The organism is Amycolatopsis sp. WAC 04169 (assembly GCF_003947535.1).
Taxonomy (GTDB): Bacteria; Actinomycetota; Actinomycetes; order Mycobacteriales; family Pseudonocardiaceae; genus Amycolatopsis; species Amycolatopsis keratiniphila.
Genome location: NZ_QHJI01000012.1, coordinates 249,105 through 268,233 on the forward strand (window position 1 = coordinate 249,105; position 19,129 = coordinate 268,233).

The 19,129-nt window shown below is 69.4% G+C and carries 19 protein-coding genes and 1 tRNA gene; 12 read left to right on the plus strand and 8 right to left on the minus strand.

Going from position 1 to position 19,129, the window contains the following annotated elements:
• Nucleotides 1-23: 23 nt before the first annotated feature.
• Together DMC61_RS32690 and DMC61_RS32695 are read right to left on the minus strand one after the other, a co-directional pair.
• Nucleotides 24-1,772: a diguanylate cyclase gene (locus tag DMC61_RS32690; RefSeq protein WP_016337303.1), complete on the minus strand. Its 1,749-nt coding sequence runs from the start codon at nt 1,770-1,772 to the stop codon at nt 24-26.
• Nucleotides 1,773-1,815: 43 nt separating this feature from the next.
• Nucleotides 1,816-1,887 (minus strand) — tRNA-Gln (locus tag DMC61_RS32695).
• 173 nt (nt 1,888-2,060) lie between these two features.
• Between DMC61_RS32695 and DMC61_RS32700 the strand changes: the two genes are divergently transcribed.
• The 3 genes from DMC61_RS32700 (at nt 2,061) to DMC61_RS32710 (ending at nt 4,422) form a co-directional block, all read left to right on the plus strand.
• Nucleotides 2,061-3,011, plus strand: coding sequence for an acyl-CoA desaturase (locus DMC61_RS32700; RefSeq protein WP_125694096.1), 951 nt, complete (start codon nt 2,061-2,063; stop codon nt 3,009-3,011).
• Nucleotides 3,012-3,109: 98 nt separating this feature from the next.
• Complete coding sequence (locus DMC61_RS32705; protein ID WP_037318732.1) at nt 3,110-3,703, plus strand: TetR/AcrR family transcriptional regulator; 594 nt, start codon at nt 3,110-3,112, stop codon at nt 3,701-3,703.
• 80 nt (nt 3,704-3,783) lie between these two features.
• Nucleotides 3,784-4,422, plus strand: coding sequence for a hypothetical protein (locus tag DMC61_RS32710; RefSeq protein WP_125694098.1), 639 nt, complete (start codon nt 3,784-3,786; stop codon nt 4,420-4,422).
• 3 nt (nt 4,423-4,425) lie between these two features.
• On the opposite strand, the gene DMC61_RS32715 is transcribed toward DMC61_RS32710, so the two are convergent.
• Both DMC61_RS32715 and DMC61_RS32720 read right to left on the minus strand, forming a co-directional pair.
• On the minus strand, nt 4,426-4,818 hold the full coding sequence (locus DMC61_RS32715; protein ID WP_125694100.1) for an NUDIX domain-containing protein: 393 nt from the start codon (nt 4,816-4,818) through the stop codon (nt 4,426-4,428).
• 3 nt (nt 4,819-4,821) lie between these two features.
• Nucleotides 4,822-5,343, minus strand: coding sequence for an isochorismatase family protein (locus DMC61_RS32720; protein WP_125694102.1), 522 nt, complete (start codon nt 5,341-5,343; stop codon nt 4,822-4,824).
• 31 nt (nt 5,344-5,374) lie between these two features.
• Between DMC61_RS32720 and DMC61_RS32725 the strand changes: the two genes are divergently transcribed.
• The gene (locus DMC61_RS32725) at nt 5,375-6,100 is read left to right on the plus strand and encodes an SDR family NAD(P)-dependent oxidoreductase (protein ID WP_125694104.1); all 726 of its coding nucleotides are present in this window, start codon (nt 5,375-5,377) and stop codon (nt 6,098-6,100) included.
• On the opposite strand, the gene DMC61_RS32730 is transcribed toward DMC61_RS32725, so the two are convergent.
• From DMC61_RS32730 to DMC61_RS32740, 3 genes are read right to left on the minus strand one after another with little or no spacing between them, the layout of a single operon-like run.
• Nucleotides 6,097-7,281, minus strand: a complete 1,185-nt coding sequence (locus tag DMC61_RS32730; RefSeq protein WP_125694106.1) for a sorbosone dehydrogenase family protein — start codon at nt 7,279-7,281, stop codon at nt 6,097-6,099. The genes DMC61_RS32725 and DMC61_RS32730 overlap by 4 nt on opposite strands.
• A gap of 21 nt (nt 7,282-7,302) precedes the next feature.
• Nucleotides 7,303-7,962 carry a response regulator transcription factor gene (locus DMC61_RS32735; protein WP_016337295.1) on the minus strand — a complete coding sequence of 220 codons (660 nt, stop codon included), beginning with the start codon at nt 7,960-7,962 and terminating at the stop codon, nt 7,303-7,305.
• Complete coding sequence (locus DMC61_RS32740) at nt 7,959-9,125, minus strand: sensor histidine kinase (RefSeq protein ID WP_125694108.1); 1,167 nt, start codon at nt 9,123-9,125, stop codon at nt 7,959-7,961. Before DMC61_RS32740 ends, DMC61_RS32735 begins: the two co-directional genes overlap by 4 nt.
• Before the next feature lie 131 nt (nt 9,126-9,256).
• Between DMC61_RS32740 and DMC61_RS32745 the strand changes: the two genes are divergently transcribed.
• Complete coding sequence (locus DMC61_RS32745) at nt 9,257-9,859, plus strand: class I SAM-dependent methyltransferase (protein WP_125694110.1); 603 nt, start codon at nt 9,257-9,259, stop codon at nt 9,857-9,859.
• Complete coding sequence (locus DMC61_RS32750) at nt 9,831-10,337, plus strand: DedA family protein (protein WP_125694112.1); 507 nt, start codon at nt 9,831-9,833, stop codon at nt 10,335-10,337. Before DMC61_RS32745 ends, DMC61_RS32750 begins: the two co-directional genes overlap by 29 nt.
• On the opposite strand, the gene DMC61_RS32755 is transcribed toward DMC61_RS32750, so the two are convergent.
• The gene (locus DMC61_RS32755) at nt 10,327-11,091 is read right to left on the minus strand and encodes a helix-turn-helix transcriptional regulator (protein WP_125694114.1); all 765 of its coding nucleotides are present in this window, start codon (nt 11,089-11,091) and stop codon (nt 10,327-10,329) included. The genes DMC61_RS32750 and DMC61_RS32755 overlap by 11 nt on opposite strands.
• Nucleotides 11,092-11,177: 86 nt before the next feature.
• Here DMC61_RS32755 and DMC61_RS32760 point away from each other — a divergent pair, with 86 nt between their 5' ends.
• The 6 genes from DMC61_RS32760 to DMC61_RS32785 all read left to right on the plus strand — a co-directional run bounded on the left by DMC61_RS32760 (nt 11,178) and on the right by DMC61_RS32785 (nt 19,123).
• Complete coding sequence (locus tag DMC61_RS32760) at nt 11,178-12,092, plus strand: LLM class flavin-dependent oxidoreductase (RefSeq protein ID WP_125694116.1); 915 nt, start codon at nt 11,178-11,180, stop codon at nt 12,090-12,092.
• A gap of 56 nt (nt 12,093-12,148) precedes the next feature.
• Nucleotides 12,149-15,703, plus strand: a complete 3,555-nt coding sequence (gene mfd / locus DMC61_RS32765; RefSeq protein WP_125694304.1) for a transcription-repair coupling factor — start codon at nt 12,149-12,151, stop codon at nt 15,701-15,703.
• 69 nt (nt 15,704-15,772) lie between these two features.
• Complete coding sequence (locus DMC61_RS32770; RefSeq protein WP_043848391.1) at nt 15,773-16,777, plus strand: hypothetical protein; 1,005 nt, start codon at nt 15,773-15,775, stop codon at nt 16,775-16,777.
• Nucleotides 16,774-17,697, plus strand: a complete 924-nt coding sequence (locus tag DMC61_RS32775) for a MazG family protein (protein WP_125694118.1) — start codon at nt 16,774-16,776, stop codon at nt 17,695-17,697. Before DMC61_RS32770 ends, DMC61_RS32775 begins: the two co-directional genes overlap by 4 nt.
• Nucleotides 17,698-17,768: 71 nt before the next feature.
• Nucleotides 17,769-18,311, plus strand: a complete 543-nt coding sequence (locus tag DMC61_RS32780) for an RNA polymerase sigma factor (protein WP_016337286.1) — start codon at nt 17,769-17,771, stop codon at nt 18,309-18,311.
• Entirely contained in the window at nt 18,308-19,123 is an 816-nt protein-coding gene (locus DMC61_RS32785; protein WP_125694125.1) for a zf-HC2 domain-containing protein, read from the plus strand. The genes DMC61_RS32780 and DMC61_RS32785 overlap by 4 nt, the downstream gene beginning before the upstream one ends.
• Nucleotides 19,124-19,129 lie beyond the last annotated feature (6 nt).

The following is a 19,129-nucleotide window of genomic DNA, read 5'->3' on the forward strand; positions in this document are numbered from 1 at the left end:
ACGGTGGTTGTCGGGCATTGATCCTACGTGGGCTGCTCGGCGTCCCACGCGGGGTCGGTCGGAGCATCCTCGCCGGGCCATCCGGTCACCGGATCGATGGCCATCGAGTTCACCGACGAAACCTGGTTCCCGCCGCCGCGTTTCGCCTGGTACATGGCCGCATCGGCGCGGGCGAGGACTTGCTCGGCCCGCTCCTGCGGCCGGAGCGAGACAAGGCCGACGGAGAGGGTGACGCCGTGCGAAAGATGGTGCGGCAAAGATGCGACGGCATTCACAGAACGACCCAGCGCCTGCTTCGCCGCGGACGCCGGAGCCCCAGGTAGAAGCACGATGAACTCGTCTCCGCCGTAGCGGGCGACGACGTCGTCGCCGCGAAGGGCGTCGCGCAGCGTGCTCGCGATGACACGGAGCACGTTGTCACCTTCGGCGTGCGACTGCTTGTCGTTCACGTCCTTGAATCCGTCGAGGTCGACCAGCGCGACCGCGAGCGGCTGGGCGTCGGCGGACGACGCCAGCGAACGCAGCTTTTCGTCGAGCGCGCGCCGGTTCGGCAAGCCGGTGAGCGGATCCTGCAACGCCTGCTGGGTGATGGCGCCGTGCTCGGCGGAGAGCCGCTCGTGCTCCCGGCGCGCGTTGAGCGTGGCGATCTGCGATTCCCGCAGCGACCACATCTCCGTTTCCAGGATGGTCGCGTAGTCGATCAGCGACTGGCTCGCCCCGGACGCGTAGTCCGGCGTGGTGTCGAGCCTGGCCAGCTCGCGGGCGAGGTTCAACCGCATCGACGGCAGCGAGCCCTCTTCGTTGTCCTCGCGGACCTCTTTGAGCACCTGAAGCGCGTCTTCGCGGCGGCCGTCGTTGTCCAGGCAGCGGGCCAGCGCGATGGCGATGATCTCGCGTTCGTGCGGGAACACCAGTTCCGGATGCAGCAGCGAGGTCAGCCGCTCGATATGCGACGAATCGGGCGATGCCAGCGCGGCCGCGGCGGCGAGCACGCCGACCTGGTCGATCGCGGGCACCCCGGCCTTGCGCGGGAACAGCGACTCGGTGAACGGGCCCTCGGCGGCCTGGGCCATCGACGCCGCGGTGCGGAATTTGTCCGCTCCCTCGTCGTACCGCTCGATGCGTTCGAGGCGCAGGCCCCAGCCCAGCAGCATCTTGACCCGGTTGATCAGCTGGAGCGCGATCTCGTGCGGGCTCGCGCTGTCGCGGATCGCCTGCGCGGCGCGGGCGATGGCCTCCTCGGCCGCCTCGTAGACGCCCAGCTGGTTCAGCACCAGCCAGCAGTCGACCAGGGTCGTGGACAGCATGCGGTCCCAGTTGCGCCTGCCGATCTGACGGTCCGGGACGGCGGAATCGTCGAGGATGGCCAGTGCCCTGGCGATCTCGGTGAGGGCGGCGTCCTCCTGCTTGGCGATCACCAGCCGACGGCCGCGCATGGCGTGGGCGTCGGCCCGCATCAGCGCGAGACCGTGCCGCCGGGTGTGCGCGAGCATCTCGTCGAGCCTGGGTTCGGCTTCGGCGGCGAGACCGCGGGTGACCAGCCTGGCCGCCGCGGAGTACCGCAGCAGCTGGGCGACCAGCAGGGGTTCGCCGCGGCGTTGCGTCTCGTCGAGGAGTTCGTCGAGGCTGGTGATGATGTCCAGCTGCTCGGCGAAGGAGACGCGCTGTATGGCCGCACCGAGTTCGCGCGCGCGACCGTAGAGCCAGGCGTCGGACATCTCCGCAAGCGCCGGCCGCCTGCCACTGGTCGTCGCGTCCTCGGTCAGCCGCACACACCCCCACCGTTGAAAACGCCGCTGGTCATCTGTTCGTCTGCTCCGCCGCCAGGATTCGAACCTGAACTGTCAGAACCAAAATCTGAAGTGCTGCCGATTACACTACGGCGGATCGATCCTGGTCAGGATAGCCATGTCGGGGACGTCCACGTGCGCCCGGGGGTGGCGTCACCGTCGCGGGCACTCCACAGGGGACCAAACCTCCTGTACCGTAACTTACGGCATCGTAGGTAAGGTCACCCTTAGGGAAGCCCTGGGGGTTGCGCATAGAAAAGAAGTGACTGCATGACGGCTACCCTGGACCGTTCCCAGAAGCCCGCGAAGGGCCCCAAGCCGGTAATCGAAGGACATCGATCGAGCGGTGTGCAGCTCTCGGTCTACCTCGGGGTCATCTTCCCGCTCGCCGCGTTGCTCGCGGCCGTCCCGTTCGCCTGGGGCTGGGGACTGACCTGGGTCGACGTCGGCCTGTTCGTGGTCTTCTACGCGATCAGCGGACTCGGCATCACCGTCTCGTACCACCGCTACTTCACGCACGGCTCGTTCAAGGCCAAGCCGTGGCTGCGCGTCGCGATGGCGATCGCCGGCAGCATGGCCGTCCAGGGCCCCGTGATCACCTGGGTCGCCGACCACCGGCGTCACCACGCCTTCTCCGACCGCGACGGCGACCCGCATTCGCCGTGGCTGTTCGGCACCTCGCCGGTCGCCATCGCCAAGGGGTTCTGGCACGCGCACATGGGCTGGCTGTTCGACCGCGACCAGACCAATGCGGAGCGCTTCGCGCCGGACCTGGTGAAGGATCCGGCCATCAAGAAGGTCGACGACCTGTTCTGGCTGTGGAGCCTGCTCACCCTGGTGCTGCCCGCCATCCTCGGTGGACTGATCACCTGGTCGTTCTGGGGCGCGGTGACCGCGTTCTTCTGGGCCGGGCTGGTGCGGGTCTGCGTGCTGCACCACGTGACCTGGTCGGTCAACTCGGTCTGCCACATGATCGGCGAGCGCCCGTTCGCGGCCCGCGACAAGTCGGCCAACTTCTGGCCGCTGGCGATCTTCTCCTTCGGCGAGTCGTGGCACAACCTGCACCACGCCGACCCGACCTCGGCGCGGCACGGTGTGCAGCGCGGTCAGATCGACATTTCCGCGCGTCTCATCTGGATGTTCGAGAAGTTCGGCTGGGCCTACGACGTGCGCTGGCCGACCCCGCAGCGTCTCGCGCGCATCGCGACCGAAAGCAAATAGCGAGGTCGCGTTAGTCTTCTGCGATGGCGGGGAGAAGGCGGACCAAACGTGAAGCGGTCACCGGGGCGCGTCCTGTCGCCCCGGTGGCCCGGGTGCGGATGACGGGGACCGAGCGCAGACAGCAGCTGCTCAACGTCGCCAGGGCCCTTTTCGCGGAGAAGGGTTTCGAAGGAACGTCCATCGAGGAGATCGCGCACCGCGCGAACGTCTCCAAACCGGTGGTGTACGAGCACTTCGGCGGCAAGGAAGGCATCTACGCCGTCGTCGTCGACCGCGAGACGCAGCTGCTGCTCGACCGGATGGTCTCCACCCTCCACGGTGGACACCCGCGGGTGATGCTGGAGCAGGCGGCGATCGCGTTGCTCTCCTACGTCGAAGACTCGCACGACGGCTTCCGCATCCTGGTGCGGGATTCGCCGGTCGCGAGTTCGACGGGCACGTTCTCGACGGTGCTGAACGACATCGCCAGCCAGGTCGAGCACATTCTCGCGCAGCAGTTCGCCGCCCGGGGCTACGACGAGAAGCTGGCCGCGCTGTACGCGCAGGCGCTCGTCGGGATGGTGGCGCTCACCGGGCAGTGGTGGCTCGACGCCCGGAAGCCGAAGCGCGACGAGGTCGCCGCGCATCTGGTCAACCTGGCGTGGAACGGTCTGTCCAATTTGGAGCACAAGCCTAAGCTGCGGCTGTACTGAGAGCTGCGTCGCGCGGCAGTAACGTTTCCCCGGTGCCGAGCGCTAGCCCCCGTAGAGATCAACTACCTGGGGGAAGCACCGTGGAGAACTATCCCGCGCCCGCCGTCGAACAGATGGTGCCGCAGAAGAAGAGAACGTGGCTGAAGCCCGTCATCCGCTTGGGCATCTTCGGCGTCATCGCCCTGATCGTATTCTTCGTCGCGAATCCGTTCACGGCGTCGAGCACCGAGGTCGGCGCTTGTCTCAAGGGCGACGTCAACAACGCCGACAGCGTCGAAAAGTCCGAATGCGGAACTCCGGACGCGAATTTCAAGGTCGTCGGGAAGCAGGAGAACAAGTCGGAACTCGGGCTCAGGCTCTCGGGTGGATCCGAGTGCGACGACTATCCGACGACCGACGCGTACTTCTTCCAGGGAAAGCGCGGGGCCACCGACGGCACCTTGCTCTGCCTGGAAGACCTGAAGAACCCGGGCGAGCGGGCGCCGGTCGTCGGTGACTGTCTTCCGGATGGCGTGGTCGACGCGAAGAAGCTCACGAAGGCGGACTGCGCGACAGCGCGGTACAAGGTCCTCGCCATCGAGAAGAGCGCGACCTTCCTCATCGACGGCAGCACGGTGTGCACCCAGGTGCCGTCGACCGACGAGAAGATCCAGTGGCAGCGGTCCGGCGGCACGCTTCCGCAGTCGCGGGTGCTGTGCCTGGACGACCTCAAGAAGTAGCGGTCAGCGCAGGAGGCCGGTCTCCCGCAGATGGTCGAAGATGATCTTTCCGACCGCGGAGACCCGCTCCCTGTCCTCGTAACCCAGCCACACGATTTCCTCGATTTCGCTGCTGGGCGCCGGTGTTCCGCTGAATTCGGCGAAATAGCAGGTCGCCCGGACCACGAGACCTGACGCGTGGCCATCGGCTTGAGCCTCGAACGATCCGGCGGGCTCTATGGTCGCCGGATCGATCTCGACGTTCAACTCTTCGCGGACTTCGCGGACCAGTGTCTCCGCGTCGGATTCACCGGGTTCACGCTTGCCGCCGGGCAGGTAGAACACGGTTTTGCCACGCGAACGGGCGCCGAGGACACGGCCGTCCTGGAAGTGCAGCCAGGCGATCTTGTCGATCATGGTTCAGCCCAGTGCTGCGGCGGTCTCGGCGGTCGTGAGCACTTCGCCCAGCCGCGGGAACACCTTCGTGATCGCGGATTCGTGGGAGATCGCGGCGATGCCCGCCATCGCGTCCGAAACGGCGATGGTCTCGTAGTCGTGGTCGATCGCGGCCCGCAGCGTCGACTCGACGCCGTATTCCGTGGCGATCCCGGCGAGCACCAGCGTCTTCACGCCGAGCCCGCGCAGGAGTTCGTCGAGTCCGGTGCGGTAGAACGCGCCGATCGTGTTCTTCGTGATCAGGTGCTCGCCGTCGCGAGGCGTCAGTTCGGCGACCAGTTCGCTGCCGGGCGGTTGCTCGTCGACGTTCGGCCGATGTGCCCGCACATGGACGATCGGCGAGCCGGCCGCGCTGAAGGCGTCTCGCAGCAGGACGGCGTTCGATACGACTTCGGTGCCTTCGATCGGGACGGTCTCCAGCGCGACGATCCGGGTCTGGAGGTCGATCAGGACGAGCGCCGTCGTCGCCGGGTCGATCTTCGTCATGGGGGAAGCCTAGTGGCCCTATGCTGCGGACATGGGGCAGAGCAGGGAAGTAGTGATCACCGGCGGCGGAACGGGAATCGGCTACGCGGTCGCGGCGGCGTTCGCGGCGCGGGGTGACCGGGTGACGATCACCGGGCGTCGCGAACAGGTCCTCACCGAGGCCGCCACGTTGCTCGGCGCGAACCCGGTCCCGTTCGACGCGGCCGATCCGGCGGCGGTGGAACGGGCGCTGGCCGAATTGCCGGAGCGCGTCGACGTGCTGGTCAACAACGCGGGCGGGAACACCGACTTCCGCAACGGGCGGGCCGAGGACCTGAAGTCGTTCGCCGCGAACTGGCAGGCCAATCTCGACGCGAACGTGTTCACCGCCGTGCTGGTCACCCGTGCCTTGCGGGAAAGGCTCGCCGACGGGGCGCGGATCGTCACCATCGGCTCGATCGCCGCGCGCACCGGGGCGGGTTCCTACGGCGCCGCCAAGGCCGCGCTGGAGGCGTGGAACGTCGACGTGGCAAGGGAATTCGGGCCGCGGGGGATCACCGCGAACATCGTCGCGCCCGGGCTGGTCGGCGACACCGAGTTCTTCCAGGGCAAGCTCTCCGACGAGCGCCGGGCGTGGCTGATCGGCAACACGCTGACCAAACGCGCCGGCGAGCCCGCGGACGTCGCCGAAGTGGTCACCTTCCTGGCGAGCCCGGAGGCGCGGCACGTCACCGGGCAGATCATCCACGTCAACGGCGGCGCGCACCTCGGGCGCTAAGCGCCGGGCGTGACCTTCAGCAGTTTGTCGTCCTGGCCTTCCGAAGTGGTGATGTAGAGGGCGCCGTCCGGGCCGCTGCGGACGGCGCGCAGCCTGCCGAACTTGTCGTCGAACTCCGGCGGCAGCGTCACTTCGGTGACCTTGCCCGCGTCGTCGAGGCGGAACAGCAGGAGTTTCTGCCCCTTCAGTGCGGTCACGGCGAGCGAACCTTCGAGCGCTCCCCACTGCGATCCGGTGAGGAACTCGGCGCCGCAGATCGCTTCGGTGATTTCGCCGGTTGTCCACAGAGGACCGACGGCGTCCGGGAAGCGCTGCTTGTCGGTCATCGGGACGCTTTCGTCGTAGCTGGTCTCGGTGCCGCCCTTGGACGGGTCCCAGCCGTAGTTCCCGCCCGCGGTCTCCAGGTTGACCTCGTCGTCGATGGTCGGCCCGTGCTCCGCGGTGAACACCTGCCCGGTGCCCGGGCGGACCGTGACGCCCTGGACGTTGCGGTGCCCGTAGGTGAACACGCGCTGTTCGTTCGGGTTCGCGGATTTCGCGAACGGGTTGTCCGGCAACGCGTTCCCGGTCTTCGCGTCGATGCGCAGCACCTTGCCGCCGAGGCTCGTCCGGTCCTGCGGGTGCTGCGGGCGGGCGGTGTCCCCGGTGCCGACGAGCAGCGCGCCGTCCGCGCCGAACGCGGGGCGGCAGCCGGAATGCCTGCCGCTGGGGTTCACCGGCAGCCCGGTCAGCAGATCCTTGACCTTCGTGGCGCTCGCGCCGTCGTCCGAAAGCCGCCAGGTGACCAGCCGGATGTCGACGGCCTTGTCGCCCTCCTTGTGGGTCTGGCAGGTGATGAACTCGCGCGACGTCGCGAAGTCCTTGCTGATCACCATCCCCATAAGGCCGCCTTCGCCGCGGACGTGGACGTCGGAGAAGTCCGCGGCGACGTCACGCTTCGCGCCTCCCTCGATCAGGGCCAGCTTCCCGGGGCGCTGGGTGACGAGGATCTTCCCGTCCGGCAGGAAACCGACGTCCCAGCCGTGTTCGAGCCCGGCCGTCACCTGCTCGACCTTCAGCTTCGACACCGCGGGCTTCGAGGTGACCGGAGGTGCGCTCTGCACCGTCTCGCTCGACGCCCCGGAACAGGCCGTGACCAGCAAGGACAGGGAAGCGAACGCGACGACGGCGGAAGTGCGCATGACATCAGCATGCCACCGTGCTCAACCGCCCGCGCGAACCAAACCGCTTTCGTAGGCGAACACGACCGCGTGCACACGGTCGCGCAGCGAGAGCTTCGAGAGGATCCGGCCGACGTGGGTCTTCACGGTCGTCTCCCCGATGTAGAGCTTCGCGGCGATTTCGGAGTTCGTCAGGCCGCGGGCGATGAGCGAGAGGACGTCCTTCTCGCGTTCGGTCAGCGTTTCGAGCCGCGCGCTCTCACCGGAGTCGCGGTCGTCGGCCAGATAGCGGTCGAGCAGCCGTTTCGTCACCGAAGGGGAGACCATCGAATCGCCGCGGAGGACGCCCCGGATCGCCACGAGGATCTCGTCGGCGGGCGCGTCCTTGACGAGGAAGCCGCTGGCACCGGCACGCAGCGCGGCATACGCGTACTCGTCGAGATCGAACGTGGTGATCATCAGGACCCGGGTGTCCGGAAGCGACCGGCAGATCCGCTCGGTCGCCGCGACGCCGTCGAGCACGGGCATCCGGACGTCCATCAGGACCAGATCCGGCCGCAGCTTCTCGGCGGCTTCGACCGCTTCGGCGCCGTTGGTCGCTTCGCCCGCGACGGTCAGGTCGTCCTGGCTGGTGACGATCATCCCCATCCCGACCCGGACCAGCTCCTGGTCGTCGCAGATCAGCACCTTCACCGCCGTCATCCCGCCTCCACCACCAGCTTCGCGGCGACCCGGTAGCCACCGTCGCGGGTCGGTCCGGTGTCGAGGGTGCCGTGGAACATCTCGACGCGCTGGGTCATGCCGGCGATCCCCCGGCCGGACGACGGGAGCCGCGGCGCGACGGGTTCGCTCCCGCCCGTGTTCGTCACCTCGATCCGGACGTTCCGGCGGTGCCCACCGTGCCCGAAATCGATCTCGACCTGGCCGCTCGCATCCCCCGGCGCGTGTTTGATCATGTTGGTCAGCGACTCCTGGACGATGCGGTACGCCTGCAGCGCGGCGCTCGGCGGCAACCCTTCGGCGTCCCCGGTGACCTGGAGATCCACGTCCCGTCCGCTCGCGCTGACCTGCGCGACCAGGTCGCGAAGCTCCGCGACGGTCGGCTGCGGGCTTCGGGCGGCTTCGCCGGCATGGAGGACTTCCAGCAGACGGCGCAGTTCGGCGAGCGCGTCCCGGCCCGCCTTGCCGATCGTGTCGAGTGTCCGGTCGACGACCTCGGGATCCTTGTCGCGCATGAGTTTCGCGCCCTCCGCGTTGATCACGATGACGCTCACGCTGTGTGCGAGGACGTCGTGCAGTTCGCGGGCGATGCGGGTGCGTTCCTCGGCGACGGCGGCCCGGGCGCGGGCCTCCTGTTCGGACGCGGCCAGCTCCGCCTTCGTCGCTTCCTCCGCCGAAAGCCGTTGCCGCGCACGGAAGAACTCGCCGAGCGCCCACGCCGCGACGTGCAACGGGATCGTCGCGCCGATGGCGAGCCAGGCGCCCTGTTCGGTGGTGACTCCCCAGGCGAGACCCCACGCGACGTCGAGGGTGACGATCGCGGCGGCGATCAGCGCGGCGAACCGGCGGTTTCCCGCGCGGACCAGCGTGTAGAGCGCGACGGCCATGGCCAGCTCGCCGCGGCCGCGGTCGTAGGCCCAGAGCTCCGTGGCGTACTGCGCGGTCACCCCGGCGACGATCAGCACCGCCACGATCTCGGGATGGCGCCGCCGCCAGAGCAGCGGGAGGAGGAAGAGGTACGGCACCAGCAGGACGGCCTTGGGGACGGACGACGATCCGGTCGGCGCGAGGAAGACGAACCACGCGTACAGGGGAAGGTCGGTCATCCACGGGCGGGCGCGGAGCCGGTCGAGCAGCCTTTGCACCGTTCGAACGTAACCCCGCCCGGCACAAGAGCGCGTCGTCCTGGGGTACTCCCGGGGTCCTCCCACGGGAGGACGAAACCGGCCGTCGAAGCCGACGCGGGGCCACGAAGCGCGTTCCTAGCGTCGGGGACATGTCGATCACCAGGGAATTCCTCCGCCATCCCGTCCTGACCGGAGCCGTCGCGGCCAGCTCCCCCAAACTGGCGGAGGCCATGACCGCGGGCCTCGGGCTGGAGAGCGCCAGGCTCGTCGTCGAGCTCGGCCCCGGGACCGGGGTGTTCACCGGCGCCGTCGTCCGCCGTCTGCCACCGGGCGCGCGGCTGATCGCGGTCGAGATCAATCCGCGGCTGGCGCGGGAACTGCGGTCGCGGTACGGGGACGTCGAGGTCGTCGAGGGTTCCGCCGAGAACCTGCTTTCGTATGTGGACGAGGCCGCCGACGTCGTGGTCTCCGGGCTGCCGTGGACGGTCATGCCCGGCGAACGGCAGCTGCGGATCCTCGACCAGGTGACGGAGATCCTCGCCCCGCACGGACGGTTCACGACCTTCGCCTACGCGCACGCGGCCTGGACGACGCCCGCCCGCCGGTTCGCCGCGGCGCTGCGGGACCGGTTCGCGGTGACCGGCCGGACCCCGTTGGTCTGGCCGAACCTGCCGCCCGCCTTCGTGCACCGCGCGGCTTTGCCGCAGAAATCCGGGAGGCGTCGTGGACAGCCTGTTGCGGCCGCTTCTTGAGTCGCCGCCCGCGCTCGTCTACCTCGTCTGCGGCACGCTGATCTTCCTGGAAACCGCGCTGTTGCCGGGAATCGTGCTGCCGACGTTGTCCAGCCTGCTGCTGATGGGGTTCCTCGCCGGACGGGGCACGCTCGACCTGCCACTGGCGTTGACGGTCGCGATCGGAGCGGCCGTGGCGGGCGACCAGATCGCCTTCCTGGAGGGGCGGAGGCTGGGCCCGCGGCTGCGGACCACGCGGTTCGGGCGGCGGTTCGGCCGGGATCGGTGGGACCGCGTGGAGCGGGCCGTCGCCCGGTACGGCGTGCCTGCCGTGATCGCCGGCCGCTGCCTGGCCGGGGTGCGGACCGTGGTGCCGCGCGTCGCGGGAGCGGCGGAGATGCCGTACCGGCGGTTCGTGCCGGGCAGCGTCTGCGCGGCCGTGCTGTGGGCGTGCGCCGAACTGTTCCTGGGCCACGCGGGCGCCTGGGTCAACGGGTGAGGATCGCCGCCGTCTCGGCGTCGGCGGGGAGGAAGGTCTCCAGTTTCAATTCCGAAACCGTGACGTCGGCCGCGGTCGCGAACGTCGTGATGGCCGTGATCAGCCGCAGTTCGCCCGCCGAAGTGGCCAGGCGCATCGGCACCGCGAAACCGAGGTGATCGGGCCCCGGCGGGCCGGGAGCCGGGACGTAACCTTCGAGTTCGGTCAGCAGCGCGGTGAGCCGCTCGTCGGGCGCGTGCGCGATCTCCTGCGTCAACCGTTCCAGGATGTGCCGGGCCCAGTCCGCGAGGTTGCGCACTCGCGGGGCCATCCCCTTCGGATGCAGCGCGAGCCGCAGGGTGTTGACCGGTTCCTCCAGCAGCTCCGGTGCCACGTCCTCGAACAGCAGGTCGAGCGCGTCGTTGCGGGCGACGAGCACGCCGTAGCGGTCGACCACGATGGCCGGATACGGACGGTGCCCGTCGAGCAGCCGCCGCATACCGTCGAGGACCGGCCGCAGGCTCGGATCGTCCAATTCCGTTTCGGGGAAACCGGGAGCGAACCCGGCCGCGAGCAGCAGGCCGTTGCGTTCACGAAGGGGCAGTTCGAGGGATTCGGCGACGCGCAGCACCAGGCCGCGGCCGGGGATCGACCGGCCGCCTTCCAGGAAACTCACGTGCCGTTGAGTGGTCCCGGCCCGGATCGCCAGCTCCAGCTGGGAAAGCCGTCGTCGTTCGCGCCAGCCCCGGAGCGCGGGGCCGAATCCGGAAACCATGGCCGCCATCTTGGCCGAGACGACGGCGGCGTCGCCATTCCCTCGAAGGAATTGAGACGATTCCCCGCCGCGGAGAAGCTTCCGGCATGAAATACGGTCTGGTCGTCCCCACTTATCGGTCCATCCTCGACGCCGGGCGCACCGCGCCGGAAATGGTCGCCATCGCGGTCGAAGCCGAACGCCTGGGCTTCGATTCGGTCTGGGTCGGGGACACGCTCGCGAAGGCGCCCATCGATTCCTTGACGTTGCTCGGCGCGTTCGCCGCCAGAACCGAGCGGGTCACCCTCGGCACCGCCGCGCTGTTGCCGGCGTTGCGGGATCCGATCCTTTCCGCGAACGCGATCCTGTCGCTCGACCTGCTCAGCCAGGGCCGTGTCACGCTCGGCGTCGGTGCCGGATTCGCGGGTCGCAGCGAACCCGAGTTCGCCTTCACCCGGGTCCCGTGGGAACGCCGCCGCGCCCGCCTCGACGACATCGTCGCGTTGTGGCGGCACGTCTGGAGCGGGAAGAGCGGCCCGTTCCACGGCGACGTTCTGCACTACGACGCCCTGCCGGAGTACCCCGAGCCGCATCGTCCCGGTGGTCCGCCGGTGTGGCTGGCCGCCTTCACCCCGGGCGCGCTGAAGCGTGCGGGACGGCTCTACGACGGCTGGTTGCCGTACCCGCCCGACGTCGCGGACTACACCGACGGCCTCGCGAAGATCCGCGAAGCCGCCGTACGCCCTGTGACACCGGCGTTGTTCGCGACAGTGCTCATCGAGGAGGACCCGATCAGGGCACGAGAGCGGCTGGAGGACTACGCGCAGCGGAACTACGGCGTCCCGCTGGACTTCGTCGAGAAGATCCAGATGCAGATCGCGGGCAGCGCGGAGCAGGTCGCCGACCGGTTGCGCGAATACCGGGACGCGGGCGCCGAACACGTGCTGATCCGCATCGCGACGCAGGAACCGGCCGAGTTCGACGAGCAGCTCCCGAAGGTCTTCGACGCCCTGCCCCGGTAATCGCGCGGCGGACTGTCGGTGCCCCCACGTAGGCTGGGACGGTGACAAACGCTCCATTGTCCGGACTCCTTCATTCCATCCTTCCCGATCCGGCCCTTCGCGGGGTCGTAGAGCGGGCCGGTGCCCCGGTGCTCGAACTCCAGGGCGCGATCGCCACCCGCCAGCTGGTCGCCGGTGCCCTCGCCGCGGACGAGGGCGCCGGCCGCCCCGTGCTCGCGGTGACCGCCACCGGCCGCGAGGCGGACGAATTGACCGCTTCCCTGAAGTCGTTCCTCGGCGAAGGCGCCGTCGTCGACTTCCCGTCCTGGGAGACGCTGCCGCACGAGCGGCTGTCCCCGCGGGCGGACACCGTCGGGCGGCGGCTGGAGGTGCTGCACCGGCTCAAGACGGGCTCGGACGGGTTGCGCGTCGTCGTCGCGACCGTCCGCAGCCTGATCCAGCCGATGGCGCCCGGGCTCGGTTCGCTCGCCCCGATCGACCTGGTCGTCGGCGAGGAGCAGAGCTTCGAAGGGCTGCTGGAGCGGCTGGTCGAGCTCGCGTACACGCGGGTGGACATGGTCGAGAAGCGCGGCGAGTTCGCCGTGCGCGGCGGCATCCTCGACCTGTTCGGGCCGACGGCGCAGCATCCGGTACGGGTCGAGTTCTGGGGCGACGAGGTCAGCGAGATCCGCGCGTTCGCGGTGTCCGACCAGCGGTCGCTGCCGGGCGAGATCCAGCACGTCAGCGCGCCGCCGTGCCGTGAGTTGCTGCTCACCGAGCCGGTCCGGGCGAAGGCCGCCGAGCTCGCGACGACGTACGAGGCCGACGCGCAGCTCACCGAGATGCTCACCAAACTCTCCGGCGGGGTCCCCGTCGAGGGCATGGAGGCGCTCATCCCCGTGCTGTGCGAGGGCGAGCTGGACCTGCTGACCGACGCGATGCCCCAGGGCACGCACGTACTGCTGGCCGATCCGGAGAAGATCCGCGCCCGCGCGGCCGACCTGGTCCGCACCGGGCAGGAGTTCCTCGAAGCGTCCTGGACGACGGCCGCCGCGGGCGGTCAGGCGCCGATCGACCTCGGCGCGTCCGCGTACCGGGACCTCGCGGAGATCGCGAAGCACGCTCAGGAGACGAAGCGTCCTTGGTGGACGTTGACGCAGCTCGCGAGCGACGATCCCGACGTCTACCGCGTCTCGATCGAGGCCGCGCCGAACTACCGCGGCGAGGTCGAGCGCGCGACGACCGATCTGCGCGCCCACACGGCCGCGGGCGGGACGGCCGTGCTCGTCGTCGCCGGGCACGGTACCGCGGCCCGCGCCGTCGAGCAGCTGTCGGCGGGAGAGGTGCCCGCGTCGCTCGCCGAAGGCATCACAGGTCCGCTGACGCCGGGCGTCGTGACGGTGACGTGCGGCGGTCTGTCGGACGGTTTCGTCTCGCCGGAGCGCGCCCTCGTCGTACTGTCCGAATCGGACCTCACCGGTCGCGGCTCGGGCGCCGGGACGTCCACAAAGGACTTCAGCACCAAGATGCCGTCGCGGCGCCGCAACGCCGTCGACCCGCTCGCCCTCAAGGCGGGCGACTACGTCGTGCACGACCAGCACGGCATCGGCCGGTTCGTCGAAATGGTGCAGCGCACGGTCGCCGGCGCGACCCGCGAGTACCTGCTGCTGGAGTACGCCTCCTCCAAACGCGGGCATCCGGGGGACCGGCTGTTCGTCCCGACCGACCAGCTCGACGAGGTCTCCCGCTACGTCGGCGGCGAGCTGCCCACACTGAACAAGCTCGGCGGGTCGGACTGGAAGAACACCAAGGCCAAGGCGAAGAAGGCGGTCAAGGAGATCGCCGCCGAACTCGTGCAGCTCTACGCCGCGCGGCAGGCCGCGCCCGGGCACGCGTTCGCGCAGGACACCCCGTGGCAGGGCGAACTCGAGGACGCCTTCCCGTTCACCGAGACCAACGACCAGCTCGCCGCGATCGACGAGGTCAAGGCGGATATGGAACGCGGCGTCCCGATGGACCGCGTCATCTGCGGCGACGTGGGCTACGGCAAGACCGAAATCGCCGTGCGCGCGGCGTTCAAGGCGGTGCAGGACGGCAAGCAGGTCGCGGTGCTGGTGCCCACGACCCTGCTCGCGCAGCAGCACCTCAACACCTTCACCGAACGGATGAGTTCGTTCCCGGTGAAGATCAAGGGGCTCTCGCGCTTCACCTCGAAGCCGGAGTCGGACGCGATCCTCGAACAGCTCGCTTCGGGCGACGTCGACATCGTGATCGGCACGCATCGCCTGCTGCAGACCGGGATCCGGTACAAGGATCTCGGCCTGGTGATCGTCGACGAGGAGCAGCGGTTCGGCGTCGAGCACAAGGAGCACATCAAGGCGCTGCGGACGCACGTCGACGTGCTGACCATGTCGGCCACGCCGATCCCGCGGACACTGGAGATGTCGCTCGCCGGCATCCGCGAGATGTCCACGATCCTGACCCCGCCCGAGGACAGGCACCCGATCCTGACCTACGTCGGCGCGTACGACGACAAGCAGGTCGGCGCCGCGATCCGGCGCGAGCTGCTGCGTGACGGCCAGGTCTTCTACGTGCACAACAGGGTTTCCTCGATCGAGAAGGCCGCGAAGCGCATTCGCGAGCTGGTGCCGGAGGCGCGCGTCGTCACCGCGCATGGGCAGATGAACGAGGAGAAACTCGAGAAGATCATCCAGGGTTTCTGGGAGAACGAGTACGACGTGCTCGTCTGCACCACGATCGTCGAGACCGGGCTGGACATCTCGAACGCGAACACGCTGCTGGTGGAGCGCGGTGACCTGCTGGGGCTCGCGCAGCTGCACCAGTTGCGCGGCCGGGTCGGGCGTGGGCGCGAGCGCGGATACGCGTACTTCCTTTATCCGCCGGAGGCCCCGCTCACCGAGACGGCGCACGACCGGCTCGCGACCATCGCCCAGAACACCGAGCTGGGCGCGGGTATGGCCGTCGCGATGAAGGACCTGGAGATCCGCGGGGCGGGCAACATCCTCGGTGCGGAGCAGTCCGGGCATATCGCGGGAGTCGGGTTCGATCTGTACGTGCGGCTCGTCGGTGAAGCGGTCGACGCGTTCCGCCGGCACGCGGGCGCGGAGACCTCCGAAGAGGAGGAGCTCGCCGAAGTCCGCGTGGATCTCCCGGTGGACGCGCACATCCCGCACGACTACGTGCCGGGCGAGCGGCTGCGGCTGGAGGCGTACCGCAAGATCGCGGCCGCCCCCGACCAGGCCGGGCTCGACGCCGTCCGCGAGGAACTGATCGACCGCTACGGTCAGCCGCCCGCCCCGGTGCGAAGGCTGCTCGCGGTCGCCGCGTTCCGGCACACCTGCCGCGCGGCGGGGGTCACCGAGGTCGCCGTCCAGGGCACGTCGATCCGGTTCGCGCCGCTGCCGCTGGCGGATTCGCAGCTGGTGCGGCTGAAGCGCTTGTACCCCAAGGCTCTCTACAAGGCGGTGACGAACACGGTTTCCGTGCCGAAGCCGACGGAGGGCCCGGCGGGTGGCCGCATGGGCGCCCCGGCGCTGCGCGACGAGGAGCTGCTGGACTGGTGCGCGAAGCTGCTGACGAATCTGATGAAGTCACCGGCGCCCGTCGCGTGAGCCGAGCTCGAATCGCGACTTATGACCTGGTTCTCTCGCCGGGGCCGGTATGAGAGGGTAGGCCCTGTGATGCGGATCATGGGGCGCCGTCGCGCGCTGGTCGGGGTTCTTGCCGGTTCTCTCCTTCTCGCCGGATGCAACGCCGGTCCCGGGCAGGTCGGTGCCGCGGTGATCATCGAGGGCAAGACCGTCTCGGTGGATCGCGTGCAGCAGCTGATCGACAAGGCCGTCCGTGAGCACCCGTACGGGCAGCAGCTCGCCCGTGAGCACAAGCTCGACCTCGTCGGCCGCGAGATCGTGCGCCAGGAGATCCTGCACGACCTCACCGAGCGCGCCGCTCAGCGGGAAGGCGTCCGGGTCGACGAGTCCCTCGTCGTGAACGCGCTGCAGAAGGACCCGCTGGCCAAGCCGATGGAGGCCAACCCGCAGGACGACCCCGCGCTGAGCGTCCAGCAGCTCGTGGCGCGGGTGCGGGACCACCGTGATGCCCTGGTCGACGCGGCGCTGCAGACCCAGCTCGCGATGAAGTACCTGGACAAGCTCACCGTCACGTTCGATTTCAGCTCGGTCTCCTCGACCGACGCCACCGGTTCCGACGCGGACAAGCTGCGCGAGCAGGCGATCGAGAAGGCCCGGAAGTTCGCCGCGTCGCCGAACGCGGCCGCCGAGCTGATCGCTCAGGACCAGCAGACCGCCGACACGCAGGCGGGCACCGGCCAGAAGCTGCCCGCGATGCAGTCGCCCGCGACCGCGGCCACCGTCCTGTTCGGTCTCGAACCCAACACCGTCGCCGCTTTCCAGCCGACACCGCAGCAGCCGCTTTGGGTCGTCGTCGTGGTGCGCGAGCGGACCGCCGACAAGCCCGTCGCGTCGGATCAGGCTGCGCAGCCGACCGCTCAGCAGCTGGCAGGAGTGGGTATCCGGCTCCTGCAGCCGTACCTCGACCAGGTCGACCTCAAGGTGAACCCGCGCTACGGCGTGTGGGATGTTGTGGGCATGGACCTCGCGCCCAACGAAGCTTCGAAGAAGGGCATCGTGCTGCCTGTGCACGGTGCCGCGCCGCGAAACCCGTGACCACTGCCGTCGTCGTGATCGCCCGCGGGGCGACACTGCCCGCCGCGGCACTCCCGATCCTCCGAAGCAGCGCCGCCGTGTATGCGGCTTCCGATGTCGATGCCGGCGTTTTCGGGGTGCCCGCGCTCGGTGACACACAGGAGCGCGACCTCGTGCTCATCGCGGGTTCGCGCCGGGAAGCGAAGGCCGCGGCCCTGATCAGGTCGGGGGCGCGGGTGATCGAAGCGCCCGTTCCGCCGCTGGTCGAGGCCGCCGAGGTGATGGACCGCCTGCGTTCGCCGGGCGGATGTCCGTGGGACGCCGTCCAGACGCACGAGTCGCTGCGTCAGTACCTGGTCGAGGAGACCTACGAGCTGCTCGACGCGATCGAGGAGGGCGACAGGGCCGCGTTGCGCGAGGAACTCGGCGACGTCCTGCTCCAGGTGCTGTTCCACGCGCGTGTCGCCGTCGAGGACGCGGCCGATCCGTTCGGGATCGACGAGGTCGCGTCCGGACTGGTCGCGAAACTCGTCGGACGTCATCCGCATATATTCAGTGACGCTCCCCGGGTCGAGACGGTCAGCGACCAGAACCTCAAATGGGAAGAACTGAAACAGGCCGAGAAGAGCCGTCAGTCCATTGTGGACGGCGTCGCGCTCGGGCAGCCCGCCGTCGCGCTCGCCGGGAAGCTCGGCCAGCGCAGCGGCCGGGCCGGGATCCCGCTCGACCTGTTCCCCGACGGCGCCGAGGCGGCGGCCCAGCTGTTCCGGGTGGCCGCGACCGCGCGCCGGGCGGGGATCGATCCCGAAGGTGAGCTCCGCGCCGTCGCGAAGCGGTTCGCGCGCGACATCCGGGACGCCGAACAGGCCGCGCGGGACGCCGGTCTGGAGCCGACGACGCTCGAAGCCGACGGCTGGCGCAAGTTCTGGCCGACCTCCTGAAGACCGCTCCGCTGTGATGCGGAACACAATCGGGTGAGAACCCTTTCGGTGATCTCGGCGTCTTGCCGGATGTGAAGGGAACGGAACCGGACGAAGAGCAGCTCGTCCGCCGCACCGCCAAGGGCGACCGCGCGGCGTTCGAGGAGCTCTACCGCCGCACGTCGCCGTGGCTGGCCGTGCGCCTGCGCCGTCGCTGCGCCGACGAACAGATCGTCGCCGAGGTGATGCAGGAGACCTACCTCGCGGTCTGGCGCGCGGCGGGCGCGTTCGCCGGTTCGGCCGTCGGCGGAAGCGCCGTCGGCTGGCTGTGGACGATCGCCGCGAGGCGGCTGGTCGACGCCTTCCGCCGCCGGGCGAAGTTCGCGCAGCCGCTGCCGGTCGCGGAAACGGCCGTTTCACCCGCGGCCGAGGACGAGGCGCTGGCCGGTGCGGTCGGTGACCACGTCGGTGACGCGCTGCGACGGCTCGCTCCCGAACTCCGTCAGGTCCTGCAGGCCATGGTGCTCGACGGACTGACCGTCCGCGAGACCGCGGTCCTGCTCGGGGTGCCGGAGGGAACCGTTAAGACCCGCGCCAGGCGGGCTCGGATCGCGATGCGGGAGGCGCTGTCGTGAACAAGGAACACGTGTCCGAACAGCTTCTCACCGGTTACGTCCTCGGCGACGACGATTTGGCCGGTGATGAGGTCTGGGCGGTCGAAGCCCATCTCGAATCGTGTGCGGAATGCCGGGGGAGGCTGTCCGCGATCAGCCTGCCGTCGGTGTCGGCGCTGGTGGACGACGTCTGGGCCGGGCTGGGGCCGAAACTCGCCGAAGCGGGGCCGAGCCCGATGCGGAGGCGGTGGGCGCCACGGCTGCACACCTGGGTGACGCCGGTGATGCTGCCGTGGCTGGTGATGATCCTGCTGATCCCGGCGATCGGCTTCCTGCTGGACGCGGTCGGGTTCACCGGGAGCGAGGACTACTCGTTCGTCCAGCTGTTCTCGCCGGTCCTGCCGGTGCTCGGGGTGGCTGTGTCGTGGGCGAAGGGACTGGATCCCGCGTACGAACTCGTCACTTCGACACCGAGGGCCGGTCTCTACCTGCTGCTCCGCCGGACGACGGCGGTCCTCGCCGTGGTCTTGCCGATCCAGGGCCTTTCGAGCTGGCTCGGCGGTGGCGGCTTCGGGCTCGGTCTCCTGCCCAGCCTGGCCTTCACCACCGGGACGCTCGCGCTCGGCGGGGTGATCGGGGTGGTGCGGGCGGCCTATGTCCTTTCCGGGGTCTGGGTGGCGGTGATCCTGGCGCCCGCGGTGGCTTCGCAAGGGCGTGCCACCGCGCTCGAACCCCGGCTGCTCCCGGTGTGGGGCGTGATCTTCGCGGTGACCGCGGTCGTGGTGGTGCTCCGGCGGAGCGTCTTCGGCCTGCTCACCGGATCCGGACGATGAACGAAG

Bases quoted from the DNA above. Each gene is read 5' to 3' on its own strand.
- DMC61_RS32700 (WP_125694096.1), top strand. From the start codon at position 2,061: ATGACGGCTACCCTGGACCGTTCCCAGAAGCCCGCGAAGGGCCCCAAG.
- DMC61_RS32705 (WP_037318732.1), top strand. From the start codon at position 3,110: ATGACGGGGACCGAGCGCAGACAGCAGCTGCTCAACGTCGCCAGGGCC.
- DMC61_RS32715 (WP_125694100.1), bottom strand. From the start codon at position 4,818: ATGATCGACAAGATCGCCTGGCTGCACTTCCAGGACGGCCGTGTCCTC.
- DMC61_RS32720 (WP_125694102.1), bottom strand. From the start codon at position 5,343: ATGACGAAGATCGACCCGGCGACGACGGCGCTCGTCCTGATCGACCTC.
- DMC61_RS32725 (WP_125694104.1), top strand. From the start codon at position 5,375: ATGGGGCAGAGCAGGGAAGTAGTGATCACCGGCGGCGGAACGGGAATC.
- DMC61_RS32730 (WP_125694106.1), bottom strand. From the start codon at position 7,281: ATGCGCACTTCCGCCGTCGTCGCGTTCGCTTCCCTGTCCTTGCTGGTC.
- DMC61_RS32735 (WP_016337295.1), bottom strand. From the start codon at position 7,962: ATGACGGCGGTGAAGGTGCTGATCTGCGACGACCAGGAGCTGGTCCGG.
- DMC61_RS32745 (WP_125694110.1), top strand. From the start codon at position 9,257: ATGTCGATCACCAGGGAATTCCTCCGCCATCCCGTCCTGACCGGAGCC.
- DMC61_RS32755 (WP_125694114.1), bottom strand. From the start codon at position 11,091: ATGGTTTCCGGATTCGGCCCCGCGCTCCGGGGCTGGCGCGAACGACGA.
- DMC61_RS32760 (WP_125694116.1), top strand. From the start codon at position 11,178: ATGAAATACGGTCTGGTCGTCCCCACTTATCGGTCCATCCTCGACGCC.
- DMC61_RS32770 (WP_043848391.1), top strand. From the start codon at position 15,773: ATGCGGATCATGGGGCGCCGTCGCGCGCTGGTCGGGGTTCTTGCCGGT.